Here is a 13,885-nt window from a genome sequence, read left to right on the forward strand (position 1 = left end):
TCAAGTGGTCATTTTTTCTTGCTTGCGTCGTGCAGGTCTTGCCAGTTGGGTATTTCGCGCCAGCCGAGGCGGCGCGACGGGAACCTGACGATGACCTGCTGCGCCGGCGCAGCCTTGCCGTCTTCCTGCGGGCGCACGATGGCGTAGGTGTGGGCTGCCTCGGCGCGTCCGGTGGCCGTGCGCATGCCCGTGCTGGCGCTCATTGCGACGATCATCGGGGCCACGCCGGCGAGGGCTGCGTGGCGCTCGCCCGTGCTTTCCCCGGATCGGGCCACCCCGGCGGCGCCGATGGCAAAGCCGCTCAGCGCGTCGATCACGTAGCTGCGCGACGCCGGCGCAGTGCACAGGTCGGCGCCGGGCAGCAAGGTGTCGACGATCAAGGCTCCCGCCCTCGATACCGGGCTGCCGGCGGCCCGTTCGCCGTCCAGTGCGGTCTGGGGGAAATCGAAAAACCAGCCCTTGGGCGCGTCTGGCGCGTCCGGCCCGCCCAGCTCGGCATGCGCACCCGTGACCGCATAGCGCGCCGTGCCGCTCAGGGTGCGCGGCACGAGCCGGGCGCGCGACAGCGGCGGCTGCGGCCTGCCGGCGGCGTCGTGGACGGCGTAAAACGATTGCGGCAGGTAGCTGCCGCGCTGGGTATCGGCCAGTTCGAGGAATTTGCCGGTGCCGAACAACACCAGATAGCCGCCGCCGGGCGCGAACACGATGCGGGGCGCGTGCGCGATCGGCTGGCGCCGCCCGCCGGCGTCGCGCGCGTCGAACAGGGGCGAGACGGCCGAACCCCATGGCGCCGGGCCGCTGAAATCGAAACGCCATAGCCGGCCCTGCAAGTCGCCCGCGTAGGCGTGGCGCACGCTGGCGTCGCCCGCCATGGCCAGTGCCGGCGGCGCCAGCGCGTTGGCCAACGACGGGACCGATGCCGGGGCATCGAAGCGGTAATAGTTGACGCCGCGCCGCCATCGCTGCGATGCAGGCTTGTCGGGCGCGAGCAGGAACAGCGCACCGTCGCCATCCTCGCTGCCGTTGTTGATGCCGCTGGCCACGACGACAAAGTCGCGGTACTGGGGCACGCCATCCCTGACGGCGGTGCGAAAGCGGGCAACCAGCGGCGGCGCGGCCACATGGCCCATGGCCGGATCGTCGCGCTCGGTAAATTCCCACAGCGCGCCGAGCCCCGCATGGAAGGCGGCCGGGTCGGAGATATCGAGCGCAAACACACCGCGCGCGCCCATGCCCATGCCGGAAGCGAGAATGGTGCGCCAGCGCCCGTGCACCAGCGCTTCGCCGCTGCCGGCGCTGGCGTCGACATAGGGCCGGTGACCATAGCCAGGGCTGGCGAGGAGCGGCAGCGCCGGCAACAGCGCATTGGGCACGTAGGCAAACAGTTCGGCGCCGCTGGCGGTGTCGAAGGCGTGCAGCATGCCGTCGTTGGCGCCGACATAGGCCACGCTGCGCCGTGCATGGTGGCGCCGGTGGAAGTCGGCATAGGCCGGGTCGGACCGGGATGCCGCCGGTGGTCCGACCAGCAAGGGTACGCTGTGGACGATGTCGCCGAGCACGCCCGTGCGACGACGGAACACGCCGCCCGGGCGCCCGGCTTCCATGCCGCGTTCGCCGCGCAGGAAGGCGGTGCGGGCCTCGCCCAGTCCGTCGGCGACGCCACCGGCAACAGGAACGTCGAGCAGCGCGCGCGATTCTTGCGGCAGGCTGGCCCAGTCGAAAGCAATCGTGACCGTCTTGTCCGGGCGGTAGTCCAGCGTGTAGATCTTGCGCGCCGCCGCGATCAGCGCTGGCAGCGGCGGCACTGCGCTGGCGTTCCCGCCCAGCAGGTCGGACGCGTCCCAGTCCGGCGCCGGTGCGATGGCCGGCTCGCCGCCGTTGCCGATGGTCAGCGCGCGGCGCTGCAGGCTGCCGCTTCCGGCCGCCAGATCGTGGCTGGCCTGGACGATGAAGCCGCGTCCCTTGCTGACCGGGCTGGCCACCACGGCGCCCGGCGTCATGCCGCTACCGCCGGGGGCAGCGGCGACCAGGGCATCGATGGCTGGCCCGATCGCCTGCGCATCCCTGGCGGCAAAAAAGCCCGCCGGACTGCTACCGTCGGCGCTCCATTCGGTGTTGTCGTGCCGGTTGCCTGTGGTGATGAAGGGATTGCCGTCGTCATTGCGGTCGTTGAAGGCGCCGTACTTGGCGGCCAGGTAGAGCGCGCTGGCGCCCATGCCGGATGCTGGGCCGAGTTCGAGCGCGATGCTGCTGACCGTAACCGGCTTGTCGCGCCGGATCGGGTTGGTATGCGCCCAGTAAGCGGCGCCGGCCAGGTACAGGCTGCCCGCGCCGTCGGGGCCGTCGTTGCGCAGGTCGAGCCCGTCCAGGTCCGGCCGGGGCGCACCGTTGCCGAAGGCGCCGTTGCGGTCGGCTTCCATGTCGCCGACGCGGCGAGTCGCCTGCATGACGTCGAAGCGGACCGGCGCGAAGGTATCGACGGCGCGCGCGGCATCGTTGCGGCCGGTCCGGGTGTTGCCCGGCACATGGCGGTCATCGATGAAGGCGGCGTGGCCGATGGTGGCGATGACGTTGCGCTGGCAGGCGGCGCTGACCGGGTCGGCCCGGCTCGACCAGGCGGGCAAGCCATCGCCGGGCACGGCGCCAGTGCCCGGTTCGCGCCCCTGCAGGTAGCGCAGGGCTTCGTAATACAGTTCGGCCCCGGGATCGCTGGCCGCATAGCTGCCGGCGGTGGCCGGATGGCTCCTGCCCGCCAGGTTGATCGCCGCGAGCGTGCCGCTGGCCGCGCCGCTGCTGCGGTCGGGATTGGGTACGAGCACGCCGCTCACTGCGCTCCATTCGGCGCGCTGATTGACCTGCGCTTCGTAGCGAGGCGCTTCGACGGCCTTCTCGCCGATGAACTTGAGCGGGGCGCGCAGGACGCCACTACCCTGCACCGCGCCGTCGGGCGCCGCGCCCTTCTCGCGCGTGACGGCCGGGTACGCCATGAGGCCGATGCGCCCCGCCCCCGCATGCCGCTGCAGCGCCCCCTCGGGCTTGAAGGCGGCGCCGTAAGGACGGCACAAGCCGGGCCGGCTGGCGCTGTCGTCGGCGGTGCAGACGCGCACACGCGCGAGAAATTCGCCGTGGAACTTGTCGGACACCAGCCGCGTGCCGCTGGCGCCGTAACGGGGCGCGTCGCAGTTGCTGCCTTTGCCGGTGCCGCTGAACAGCACGCGGTTGCGGCACGACACGATGAACAGATCGGCGCTGCCGAAGGGCGTCAGCGCCGCGCTGTGTGCCGCCGCCAGCTTCTTGCGCGGAAAATGCCGTGGATGGGCATAGAAATCAGGATGCGCCGCGCCATCGGGCAGCCATGCGCGCTGCAGCACGGTGATGCCGGCTTCGTCGATAACGCGGTCGCCGCCGGTGAGGCCGAGCCGCACAAGGTCGAGGGTGGAGGCCGTGGCCCAGTTGAGCAGATGGCCGCTGAACGCGTCACCGCCGCAGCCATGCTGCGCATCGGCCGGCCCGACAGGCGAAAAATATCCCTGGCGCTCGTCCAGGTCCGGCTCGCGCACCGAGCGCGAGCGCGCTCTGGTCGGGTACTGGTAGCACAGGCGAGGATTGAAGTAACCGGGATAATCGGCCCCTTGCGCATACTCGCCACGGTAAGCCGCGCCCGCATCCTCGAACGTGAGCGACAGATTGAGCAACAGATTGGGTGGCAACTGGCCGGGCGCGCCAAGAACGCCGTCGGGCAGCACAAGCTGCGGCGCGGCCGACGCCAGGCAGGCGTGGCAGACGAGCACGAGCGCCAGCAGGCAGCGAAGACAGGCGCGCACCAGTTTCATGGCGCCTCCTCGGGCACGGCCTTGAGGTAGAACGATTGCAGCACCACGCGGGTGGCATCGAGCGCGCCGAAGCCAACGGCGGTAATGCGGTAAAAGTTGCCCGGCGGGCGGGCAGCGTCAGCGCCGGCCTGAGTGTGCGGCAACAGTTCGATCAGATAGCGCGGCGGCCGCAGCGGCAGCGTGCCTTTGCCCGACGGCAGCTGCGCGCCCGTGAAGCGGCCGTATTCGACCCCGTCCGGCCCCGGTCCGTCATTGCCCGACAAATCGGCGCTTTGCCAGGCCGGCGTCCCGGGCACATGCTGGCACAGCCCGGCATTGACCTCGCGTTCGGCGCCGCAGCCCTCGACGAAGCCGAGCGCGTAACCACGGGCAAACAAGGCCGCGCGCGGCGACGCGGGATCGGCGCCGCCTTCGATATCGTGCTCGGCGTCGGCCAGCGCGGCCTCGGCCGCCTGGAAGGCGATGTGCCGGTCGCGCTCGTGGCGCGCCGATTTTTCGCCGTCGAGCGCGCTGCGGGCCGCCGACACGCCGATGATCATCAGCGCCAGCAGCACGAACAGGGCCGCCAGCATGACGGCGCCAGCCTGGCGGTCGAGGGGAGAGGGAGCGCAGGGCATGGCGTCTCACAGGGCCGCGTTGCGCAGCACGATGGTGGCGGCGAAACTGCGCCGTTCGCGCCAGCGCAGCGCCGGCGGCATGCGCGCTTCGTCGGGCCGGGTACCGGGGTCGGCCGCACCGCTATAGCCCGCGCCGAACAGGTCGAAGACGTGCGGCTCGCGGTCGGGCGCGCCGCGCCGGGCGCCGTGCAGCAGCAGCGCCACCTTGATGCTGGCCACGCGTTTCCAGTGGGTTTTGCGGCGCAGGTCCCGCTCGCGCTCGGCCGGACTTGCCCCGTCAAGCGCCAGGACGGCATCGAGCGCGTTGACGGCGCCGGCGCTGAGGTACTGGTTGGGCAGGCCGTCGGCCGGCGCGTCGGTGTCGAGTCCGTACAGCACCTGGAAGGTGTCGACCCCGGCCACCAGCGCATCGCTGCGCCAGTTTCTCTGGCCCCGGTATTTGCAGCGCAGTTCGGCCTCGCCGCCCGCTGCCGGCGCAACATAGAAAATGCTCCAGCCCTCGCTGCCGGCACCCACGCCGAACCCGGCGCAACTGAGCATGCTGCCATCGCCCTCGGGGCCCTCGCCCACGCCGTCGAAGCGCAGCGCCAGCACGTCGCTGCCGTTGACGCCACCCGGGCGCGCGCTGGCGATGCCGGGCCCGCCGCCGAGCACCTGGTTGTCCAGCCCCGCGATGCGGGCGGCGGCGCTGGCCGGCGACGGCGGGGCATCTTCACGGTCGAGATCGACAAAGGCACCCTGGCGCGCCGCGCGTTCGATGGCGTCCAGCGCAAAGCGGCCGGCGTCGTCCACCTGCGCCAGTTCGCCCTGGGCCGCGTAGCCGGTCTGGGCCGACACCAGCACCGATGCCGCAGCGAGCGACACCAGCAGCCCGAGCACCAGCGCGACCAGCAATTCGACCAGAGTCAGGCCACCCTGATGCCATCGGCGCCGCAGCGCTGCGTGCGCGCTCATGGGGCACCCGTGCCGAGCATCACCGCCACGGCCGGCGGGGATGGTGCGCCGGCGGCGGCATCGGCAGCGCCGTCGGCCCGCTTGGCGCGCCAGCCGAGCTTGATCACGACGGGGGCGCCGGCCGCGCCGGCGCACTCCCAGGCCAGCGCCAGGCGCGCCTCATCCCACACGGTGGCGTCGCGGCAGACCGCGATGCGCCCGCCGGGAAAGCCCGCGTGCAGCGCCGCGATCGTGTCGGCGATGTCGAACTGGGCCAGCTGGGCGCTGTCGCAGCGGTTCATGCCGTAGCATTGCGCGGGCGCGGGCGGCGGCGCGCCATCGGCCGCATCGTAATGGAGTTGCAGGTAGGGATTGCTGAGATCGTCGCGCTGCATCTGCCCGGCGTTCGCCTGCATGCGCCCGGCCAGGCTGCTCGCCAGTTGCACGCCGCGCGACATGAGGCTCGCTCCCTGGTGCGTGCGCAGCGCGGCCACCTGCGTGCCAAGGGCGCCCAGAATGCCGACGGTCAGCAGCAGCACCGCCACCAGCACTTCGGTCAGCGTAAATCCGCCGGCGACACGTTTTCGCGATAAGCGCATGACTCCCCCGCAACGTTGAACAGACACGTCCGGTCATGGCGCCGCGGCCCGGCAAGCATGGCTGCGGGGAGCGTGGACGGGTGATCCGGATCGCTTGTGAGCTACGTTAACAGCAGGGCGTGCAGGCACGGATGGCCTGCCTCAAGCGTGTGAGCTGAACTATTTGCGCGGTTTGCGCTCGTGGCCTACTTCGGCAATGGCTTCCTGGAACTCGGCCAGGTCTTCGAAGTTTTTATACACCGACGCGAAGCGGATGTAGGCAATCTTGTCGAGGCGTTTCAGTTCCTGCATGACCAGTTCGCCCACGTGGCCGGTATCGACCTCGCGCTGTCCGCTGGTAAGCAGCTTTTCCTCGATCGAGGCGACCGCGCTGTCGATCGCTTCGGCCGACACGGGCCGCTTGCGCAGCGCCAGCATCAGGCTGCCGCGCAGCTTGACCGAGGCGAACTCGGTGCGGCTGCCGTTCTTCTTGACAATGATCGGCATCGACAATTCGATCCGCTCATAGGTGGTGAAGCGCTTGTCGCACTTGACGCAGCGGCGCCGGCGCCGGATCGAATCGCCCTCCTCGGATACACGCGTATCGAGCACTTGCGTGTCTTCATGCTGACAGAAAGGACATTTCATGGGGCGCCGGGCTGCTGGTGTGAGATTAAGCCGCGTAGACCGGGTACTTGTCGGTCAGCTTCTTGACTTCCACCTTGACGCGTTCGACGACGGCGGCGTCGTTCGGGTTGTCGAGGATGTCCGCGATCAGGTTACCGACCGTGGTCGCATCTTCTTCCTTGAAGCCGCGCGTGGTGAAGGCCGGGCTGCCGAGGCGGATGCCGGAGGTCACGAACGGTTTTTGCGGATCGTTCGGGATGCCGTTCTTGTTGCAGGTCATGTGGGCGGCGCCCAGCAAGGCTTCGGCTTCCTTGCCGGTCAGGTTCTTGGCGCGCAGGTCGACCAGCATCACGTGCGATTCGGTGCGGCCGGACACGATGCGCAGACCGCGCGCGATCAGCGCCTTGGCCAGCGCGTCGGCGTTCTTGACAACCTGCTTCTGGTACTCGGTGAACGATGGCTCCAGCGCTTCCTTGAACGCGACAGCCTTGCCGGCGATCACGTGCATCAGCGGGCCGCCCTGGATGCCAGGGAAGATCGCCGAATTGATGGCCTTTTCGTGCTCGGCCTTCATCAGGATGATGCCGCCGCGCGGGCCGCGCAGCGATTTGTGCGTGGTCGAGGTGACGAAGTCGGCGTGCGGCACCGGGTTCGGGTAGACACCGGCGGCGATCAGGCCGGCGTAGTGCGCCATGTCGACCATGAAGTAAGCGCCCACTGCCTTGGCAACCTTGGCGAAGCGCTCGAAATCGATCTTGAGCGAAAAGGCCGATGCGCCGGCGATGATCATTTTTGGCTTGTGCTCATGCGCAAGACGCTCCATGGCCTCGTAGTCGATATCTTCCTGTTCGGTCAGGCCGTAGGACACCACATTGAACCATTTGCCCGACATGTTCAGCGCCATGCCGTGGGTCAGGTGGCCGCCTTCGGCCAGCGACATGCCCATGATGGTGTCGCCCGGCTTGAGCATGGCGAAGAACACGCCCTGGTTGGCCTGGGAGCCCGAGTTCGGCTGCACGTTGGCCGCTTCGGCGCCGAACAGTTGTTTGACGCGGTCGATCGCCAGTTGTTCGGCGACGTCGACGAATTCGCAGCCGCCGTAGTAGCGCTTGCCTGGATAACCTTCGGCGTATTTATTGGTCAGCTGCGAGCCCTGGGCTTGCATGACGGCTGGCGAAGTGTAGTTCTCGGACGCGATCAGTTCGATGTGATCTTGCTGGCGTGCGGTTTCCTTCTGGATCGCACCCCACAATTCCGGGTCAACATGGGCGAGCGTGTGTTCTTTTGAAAACATGAAAAAACTCCAATCGATAAGAGTGCGAGGCACCTGATTGCAAGGATCGAATGAGGGAAGCCGTCGGAAATGGAACAGGCAGCCTCATCGTGCGCTTCCATCGGTGGCTGCCCAGGCGAACGGCTGATGAAATCTCACGTTCCCCGGTGGATGCCCACCTTTCGCCGCCAGGCAGCAATGCGCCGCGACTTTTCGCCAGTTACGTGAGACATAATGGAGCCCAAATTGTAAGTTAAGTCCCAGATTAGGGCAAGGAATGGGATTGCCTAAATGGCAGGTCGCGGCCAATATCGTCACTTGGGCTACAATCCGGCATAGTTTCAGACTTCTTCAGGACACCACATGATCGTTTTCATCACCGGCGCCTCCGCCGGCTTCGGCGCCGAAATGGCGCGTACCTTCGTCAACAACGGCCATCAGGTCGTCATCAGCGGCCGCCGCAAGGACCGGCTCGAAGCCCTCGCAGCCGAGCTGGGCGATCTGGCTTTACCGATCGTCATGGACGTCACGTGCAAGGAATCGATCAATGAAGCCTTGTCGATGCTGCCGCAATCGTGGCGCCAGGTCGATGTGCTGATCAACAATGCCGGTCTCGCGCTGGGTACGCAACCGGCCCACGAAGCGCCGCTGGCCGACTGGGAAACCATGATCGCGACCAACTGCACCGGGCTGGTGACGATGACGCGCGCGCTGCTGCCGGCCATGGTCGAGCGCGGCAGCGGACTGATCATCAACCTGGGGTCGGTGGCAGGCCACTATCCTTACCCGGGCGGCAATGTGTACGGCGCGACCAAGGCCTTTGTCGACCAGTTCACGCTCAACCTGCGCGCCGATCTGGCGGGGACGGGCGTGCGCGCGACCAACCTGGCGCCGGGATTGTGCGGGGGGACGGAGTTTTCCAACGTGCGCTTCAAGGGCGACGACGCGGCCGCGGCCAAGGTGTACGAAGGCACGGTGCCCCTGACGGCCAAAGATATTGCGGCGACGGTATTCTGGATCGCGACGCTGCCGCCGCATATTAATATCAATACGATCGAGATGATGCCGACTTGCCAGGGGTTTTCGCCGTTTGCGATCAAGCGGACCTGAGCCTCGTCGTTCCTGGCACTGCCAGAACCGACTACCCGCGCCGCCCCCACGTCGTACCCGCGCAGGCGGGTACCCAAGTTCATAGCGTCGCCATTGGCAGATTAGATACTTGGATACCCGCCTGCGCGGGTACGACGGAGATGGAGGCCAAAATGACGAGATCGACGTGGCGGAGTGGTAAAAACGGCGGCAGTACGTAACACAACTACACCCCATGTAAGCGATTGTTACAGAACTTGGCACTTCGCTATCGCTCACGTCTACTTGTGCCCCACCTAACCCGCGCCGGGTCATCTTTATGTGCGCTTGCGTACATTTACAGCCCGGAAATCGCGTAAAATGTTTCCGATATTCACTTATGGCAAATGAAATGCCCTCAGTATTCAGTTGGCCGGTACGGGTCTATTACGAAGACACCGATGCCGGCGGCATCGTCTTTTACGCGAATTACCTCAAATTCTTCGAACGCGCCCGCACCGAGTGGCTGCGCGCGGCCAACGTCGGCCAACAGGCGCTGCGCGACCAGGATGGGGCCATCTTCGTCGTCAAAAACGCCAGCATCGACTATCACGCGCCAGCCCGCCTCGATGATGAATTAAACTTGACATTGAGTATAGAAAAACTGGGGCATGCATCGGTCCAGTTCCTCCAGCAAGCGTGGCACGGCGACGTCTTGCTGGCCAGCGCACGGGTCAAGGTCGGTTGCGTCGATGCCGCATCCTTGCGTCCACGTGCCCTGCCCGACGCAACGGCTGCTAAAATGCGTGCCGCCTGACACTTCACATCCAGAAAAATCCAACGCCCATGAATGCAGCCCAAGACCTTTCCTTTCTCGCCCTGATCAGCAACGCGCACCTGATCGTGCAATTGATCATGGCACTCCTGCTGGGCTTGTCCATCATGAGCTGGACCTACATTTTCCGCAAAGCGTTTGCCGTGCGCGCCGCCCGTCTGCAGACCGAACAGTTCGAGCGCAGCTTCTGGGCCGGCGGCAACCTGCACACCCTGCACCAGAACGCCAGCACCACGCGCGAGCAAAGCGGCGCGCTGGCGCGCATCTTTGAAGCCGGCATGGGCGAATTCATCAAGGGCAAACAAGCCTCTTCCCAGCGCGATCCGCTCGAGACCGGCGCCGTGCTCGATGGCGCCCGCCGCGCCATGCGCGCCGCCTTCCAGCGCGAACTCGACGGTCTCGACTCGCACCTGAACTTCCTGGCCTCGGTCGGTTCCGTCTCGCCTTACATCGGCCTGCTCGGCACCGTGTGGGGCATCATGAACGCCTTCCGCGGCCTGGCCAACGTGCAGCAAGCGACCCTGGCAGCGGTTGCGCCCGGCATTGCCGAAGCGCTGATCGCCACCGCCATCGGCCTGTTCGCGGCGATTCCGGCCGTGGTCGCGTACAACCGCTTCACGCACGATATCGACCGCCTGGCTATCCGCTTCGAGAGCTTCGTCGAAGAATTCTCGAACATCTTGCAGCGCCAGTCGCGCTGATCGGAGTCACTCATGGCATCGTTTTCCAGCAGCCTGCGCGGCGGACGCAAACGCAAGTTCAAGTCCGAAATCAACGTCGTCCCCTACATCGACGTGATGCTGGTGCTGCTCATCATTTTCATGGTCGTGCCACCGGCTAACAGCCCGAGCGTGATCAACCTGCCGAGCGCGGAGAAATCGGCGCTGCCGCCGGACGACTACATCCAGATCGTGATCAAGCCCAACGCCAGCCTGAGCATCGGCGTCAACGGCAAGAACAGCGCCGCGCCCGAGGAGCTCCCGAACCGCGCCGCCGTGCTGCGCCGCCTGCGCGCGCTGCATGGCGAGCATCCCGAGTATCCGGTCATGATCGCCGGCGACCGTGACAGCAAGTACGACGAAGTGATCCAGTTGATTTCCGAAGCGAAGAAAATGGGCATCAACCGGGTCGGCCTGGCCACCAAGTGACGACACGATGGCGCCCCTGAACCCTCCCGCCAGCACTGGCGGCCCTTACATTGTTCCGCCCGAGCCGAGCCGCACCCCGGCCATCCTGCTGGCGCTGGCCGTGCACGCCGGCTTGCTGCTGTTCCTGTGGGCCGGCATCAGCTGGCAGAACGTCGCCCCGACCACCACCGAGGCGGAAGTGTGGGACATGAAAGTGCAGGACGCGGCACCGCCGGCCCCCGAGCCGCCGCCGCCGCGCCAGGTGAAACCGGTGCAGCCGCCCAAGCCGGTCGAGAAGCCGGTCGAGAAAACAATCGACAAACCGGTGGAAAAGCCGGTCGAAAAACCGCCGGCCGTCAAGCCGCCGGACATCGCGCTCGAACGCGAAAAGAAGCTCAAGGAACAGAAGCTCAAGCAGGAGGAGCGCCTGGCCGAGGAAAAGCGCGAGCTCGAGAAAGCCCGCAAGGAGCTGGCCGAGCAGAAGAAGCGCGAAGAGAAGAAACTCGACGAGCAAAAGAAACTGGCGGACCAGAAGAAACTCGAGCAGCAGAAGGCGGAACAGGAAAAGCTGGCCGACAAGCAGGCTGAGAAGCAAGCCGAGAAGCTGGCTCAAGAGAAAGCCGCCAAGGCGGAAAAAGCGGCCAAGGACAAGAAACTGGCTGAAGAGAAAAAGATCCTCGACAAGCTGCACGCCGCCGAAATGCGCCGCATCACGGGCGGCGCCGGCGGTGCCGGCGAGAGCGAGCAGAAAACCGCGCCGAAAGGCGATCCGAGTTACTTCGGCGCGATCGGCGCCAAGATCAAGAGCAACCTGAATTACACGGGCAGCACCAGCATGGCCGGCGATCCGGAAGCGGTGTACCGGATCGAACAATGGCCGACCGGCGAAATCAAGTCGGTCAAGCAGATTAAAAGCAGTGGTGTGCCGGCGTACGACCAGGCAGTGGAAAACGCGATTGCCAAATCGTCACCGCTGCCACGGAAAAAAGATGGTACGGTAGATCGTTCAGTTCCCGCGGCATTCAAATTGAAGGAAACCCAGAAAAACCATGACTAAACTCAGCACATTGATCCTGACCGGCGCCCTGATCACCGGTTCCTCGGCCTACGCGCAAATGCGCGTGGAAGTCGTTGGCGTCGGCAGCAACCAGATTCCGATCGCCATTGCCGCCTTCGCCGAAGAAGGCGTGGCGCCCGCGCAAATTTCAGCCATCATCCGCGCCGACCTCGAGCGCAGCGGCATGTTCAAGATCATCGACGCCGGCAGCACCCTGTCGGAAACTTCGTCGATCGATTACAGCCAGTGGAAATCGCGCGGCGCCGATGCGCTGGTGGTGGGCAGCGTGCAGAAGCTGGCCGACGGCCGCTTTGAAGTGCGCTACAAGCTGCACGACACCATCAAGACCAACCAGTTGTCGAGCCTGACCCAGGCCGCGCAAGCGAAATACACGCGCCTGTCGGCCCACAAGATCGCCGACGATATTTACGAAAAGCTGACCGGCAGCCGCGGCGCCTTCGCCACCCGCGTCGCGTACGTCAATGAAAACCGCGGCGCGCGCGATTACCGCCTCGAAATCGCCGATGCCGATGGCGAAGCGGTGCAGGTGGCGGTGCGTTCGAACGAGCCGATCATTTCGCCAGCCTGGTCGCCGGACGGCACCAAGGTCGCCTACGTGTCGTTTGAAAAGCGCAAGCCGATCATCTACGTCCAGGACCTGGTGACGGGCGGACGCAAGATCGTGGTCAACGAAAAGGGCAGCAACTCGGCGCCATCCTGGTCGCCCGACGGCACGCGCCTGACGGTGGCGCTGTCGAAAGACGGCCACACCCAGGTCTACGTCGTGGGCGTCGACGGCAGCGGCCTGCGCCGCGTCTCGAACAGCAACGGCATCGATACCGAGCCACAATTTTCGGCCGACGGCCAGACCATCTATTTCACGAGCGACCGCAGCGGCGGCCCGCAAATCTACAAAATGAGTGCCAACGGCGGCTCCGCACAGCGCGTCACCTTCAATGGCAGTTACAATATCAGCCCGCGCGTCTCCTCGGACGGCAAAACCCTGGCCTGGGTATCCCAGCGTGACGGTGGCTATTCCCTCTATGCGATGGACTTGGCCAGCGGCCAGGAACTGCGCCTGGCCGATGCGGCCACCGAACCGAGTTTTTCGCCCAACGGCAAATACATCATGTACGCAACCAAAGGCGGCGGCCGTACTTCGCTGGCTGTGGTGTCGGTCGATGGAAGGGTCAAGCAGCGCTTAACAACCCAGGCAGGAAACATCAGGGAGCCCAACTGGGGTCCCTTCATGAAGTAAAAAAAGAAGTCCAAACATTCACGTCATTTTTAACACCGACCAGGAGAAGAACCCATGCGCAATTTTAAAACCCTCGCATTCATCGTCACGAGCGCCGCCCTGCTCTCAGCTTGCAGCACCCCAGTCAAGGAAGAAGTCGCGCCAGTGACCGAGCGTCCGGTCGCCGCCAAGCCGGACGTCGCCGCCGACAAGCGTGACGTCAACGCCGTCGAAACCGGCTCGGTCGATCCGGTCAACGATCCAAAAGGCGTGCTGGCAGCGCGCAGCATCTACTTCGACCTCGACAGCTATGTCGTGCGCGACGATGGCAAGCCGGTCGTCGAGAACCACGCAGGCTACCTGAGCAAGAACAAGGGCCGCAAGATCATCATCCAGGGCAACACCGATGAACGCGGCGGCACCGAGTACAACCTGGCGCTGGGCCAGAAGCGTGCTGAAGCTGTGCGCAAGTCGATGGCGTCGCTGGGCGTAGCCGAGTCGCAGATGGAAGCGGTCTCGCTGGGCGAAGAAAAGCCGAAGGCTACCGGTGGCGGCGAAGCGGCATGGACGGAAAACCGTCGTGCCGATATCGTCTATTAATCGCTTGCCGTAAGGGCATCCGGACCATCGGGGCGGCGCGCAGTGCGAACTGTGCCCGCCCCGCTGACCTTGCGCGGCTGTTCGACCGCCGGGTCCCGTG

13 protein-coding genes and 1 riboswitch are annotated in these 13,885 nt (G+C 65.9%); of the genes, 7 read left to right on the forward strand and 6 right to left on the reverse strand.

The genetic code is table 11. The features are described 5' to 3' along the window. Positions 1-8: 8 nt before the first annotated feature. The 6 genes from CR152_RS30595 to glyA all read right to left on the reverse strand — a co-directional run bounded on the left by CR152_RS30595 (position 9) and on the right by glyA (position 7,882). Positions 9-3,833, reverse strand: coding sequence for a pilus assembly protein (locus CR152_RS30595; protein WP_099881307.1), 3,825 nt, complete (start codon positions 3,831-3,833; stop codon positions 9-11). After that, positions 3,830-4,450: a pilus assembly protein gene (locus CR152_RS30600; RefSeq protein WP_229413715.1), complete on the reverse strand. Its 621-nt coding sequence runs from the start codon at positions 4,448-4,450 to the stop codon at positions 3,830-3,832. The genes CR152_RS30595 and CR152_RS30600 overlap by 4 nt, the downstream gene beginning before the upstream one ends. Before the next feature lie 6 nt (positions 4,451-4,456). Further along, positions 4,457-5,404, reverse strand: a complete 948-nt coding sequence (locus tag CR152_RS30605; protein ID WP_099881310.1) for a PilW family protein — start codon at positions 5,402-5,404, stop codon at positions 4,457-4,459. Next, positions 5,401-5,982, reverse strand: a complete 582-nt coding sequence (pilV, locus tag CR152_RS30610) for a type IV pilus modification protein PilV (protein WP_099881312.1) — start codon at positions 5,980-5,982, stop codon at positions 5,401-5,403. The genes CR152_RS30605 and pilV overlap by 4 nt, the downstream gene beginning before the upstream one ends. A 159-nt stretch (positions 5,983-6,141) precedes the next feature. Beyond that, positions 6,142-6,609 (reverse strand): transcriptional regulator NrdR, encoded by a 468-nt coding sequence (nrdR, locus tag CR152_RS30615; protein ID WP_099881314.1) that lies wholly within the window; start codon positions 6,607-6,609, stop codon positions 6,142-6,144. 25 nt (positions 6,610-6,634) lie between these two features. Continuing rightward, a complete protein-coding gene (gene glyA, locus CR152_RS30620) occupies positions 6,635-7,882 on the reverse strand; it encodes a serine hydroxymethyltransferase (RefSeq protein ID WP_099881316.1) in 1,248 nt (415 codons plus the stop codon). Positions 7,883-7,984: 102 nt separating this feature from the next. After that, positions 7,985-8,095, reverse strand: a riboswitch (ZMP/ZTP riboswitch). Between the two features lie 129 nt (positions 8,096-8,224). Here glyA and CR152_RS30625 point away from each other — a divergent pair. The 7 genes from CR152_RS30625 (at position 8,225) to pal (ending at position 13,785) form a co-directional block, all read left to right on the forward strand. Then, positions 8,225-8,971, forward strand: a complete 747-nt coding sequence (locus CR152_RS30625; protein WP_099881318.1) for an SDR family oxidoreductase — start codon at positions 8,225-8,227, stop codon at positions 8,969-8,971. A 370-nt stretch (positions 8,972-9,341) separates the two neighbouring features. Further along, entirely contained in the window at positions 9,342-9,746 is a 405-nt protein-coding gene (ybgC, locus tag CR152_RS30630; RefSeq protein ID WP_099881320.1) for a tol-pal system-associated acyl-CoA thioesterase, read from the forward strand. A gap of 29 nt (positions 9,747-9,775) precedes the next feature. Further along, positions 9,776-10,465 (forward strand): protein TolQ, encoded by a 690-nt coding sequence (gene tolQ / locus CR152_RS30635; RefSeq protein ID WP_099881322.1) that lies wholly within the window; start codon positions 9,776-9,778, stop codon positions 10,463-10,465. Between the two features lie 12 nt (positions 10,466-10,477). Further along, complete coding sequence (locus CR152_RS30640; protein WP_099881324.1) at positions 10,478-10,912, forward strand: ExbD/TolR family protein; 435 nt, start codon at positions 10,478-10,480, stop codon at positions 10,910-10,912. A 7-nt stretch (positions 10,913-10,919) separates the two neighbouring features. Continuing rightward, on the forward strand, positions 10,920-11,948 hold the full coding sequence (gene tolA, locus CR152_RS30645) for a cell envelope integrity protein TolA (RefSeq protein WP_099881326.1): 1,029 nt from the start codon (positions 10,920-10,922) through the stop codon (positions 11,946-11,948). Then, a complete protein-coding gene (tolB, locus tag CR152_RS30650; protein ID WP_099881328.1) occupies positions 11,941-13,206 on the forward strand; it encodes a Tol-Pal system beta propeller repeat protein TolB in 1,266 nt (421 codons plus the stop codon). The genes tolA and tolB overlap by 8 nt, the downstream gene beginning before the upstream one ends. A gap of 54 nt (positions 13,207-13,260) precedes the next feature. Further along, on the forward strand, positions 13,261-13,785 hold the full coding sequence (gene pal, locus CR152_RS30655; protein ID WP_099881329.1) for a peptidoglycan-associated lipoprotein Pal: 525 nt from the start codon (positions 13,261-13,263) through the stop codon (positions 13,783-13,785). Positions 13,786-13,885 lie beyond the last annotated feature (100 nt).

The organism is Massilia violaceinigra (assembly GCF_002752675.1).
In the GTDB taxonomy this organism is placed as follows: Bacteria; Pseudomonadota; Gammaproteobacteria; order Burkholderiales; family Burkholderiaceae_D; genus Telluria_A; species Telluria_A violaceinigra.

Coding starts and splice junctions, on each gene's coding strand:
- CR152_RS30595 (WP_099881307.1), bottom strand. CDS start 3,833: ATGAAACTGGTGCGCGCCTGTCTTCGCTGCCTGCTGGCGCTCGTGCTC.
- CR152_RS30600 (WP_229413715.1), bottom strand. CDS start 4,450: ATGCCCTGCGCTCCCTCTCCCCTCGACCGCCAGGCTGGCGCCGTCATG.
- CR152_RS30605 (WP_099881310.1), bottom strand. CDS start 5,404: ATGAGCGCGCACGCAGCGCTGCGGCGCCGATGGCATCAGGGTGGCCTG.
- pilV (WP_099881312.1), bottom strand. CDS start 5,982: ATGCGCTTATCGCGAAAACGTGTCGCCGGCGGATTTACGCTGACCGAA.
- nrdR (WP_099881314.1), bottom strand. CDS start 6,609: ATGAAATGTCCTTTCTGTCAGCATGAAGACACGCAAGTGCTCGATACG.
- glyA (WP_099881316.1), bottom strand. CDS start 7,882: ATGTTTTCAAAAGAACACACGCTCGCCCATGTTGACCCGGAATTGTGG.
- CR152_RS30625 (WP_099881318.1), top strand. CDS start 8,225: ATGATCGTTTTCATCACCGGCGCCTCCGCCGGCTTCGGCGCCGAAATG.
- ybgC (WP_099881320.1), top strand. CDS start 9,342: ATGCCCTCAGTATTCAGTTGGCCGGTACGGGTCTATTACGAAGACACC.
- tolQ (WP_099881322.1), top strand. CDS start 9,776: ATGAATGCAGCCCAAGACCTTTCCTTTCTCGCCCTGATCAGCAACGCG.
- CR152_RS30640 (WP_099881324.1), top strand. CDS start 10,478: ATGGCATCGTTTTCCAGCAGCCTGCGCGGCGGACGCAAACGCAAGTTC.
- tolA (WP_099881326.1), top strand. CDS start 10,920: ATGGCGCCCCTGAACCCTCCCGCCAGCACTGGCGGCCCTTACATTGTT.
- tolB (WP_099881328.1), top strand. CDS start 11,941: ATGACTAAACTCAGCACATTGATCCTGACCGGCGCCCTGATCACCGGT.
- pal (WP_099881329.1), top strand. CDS start 13,261: ATGCGCAATTTTAAAACCCTCGCATTCATCGTCACGAGCGCCGCCCTG.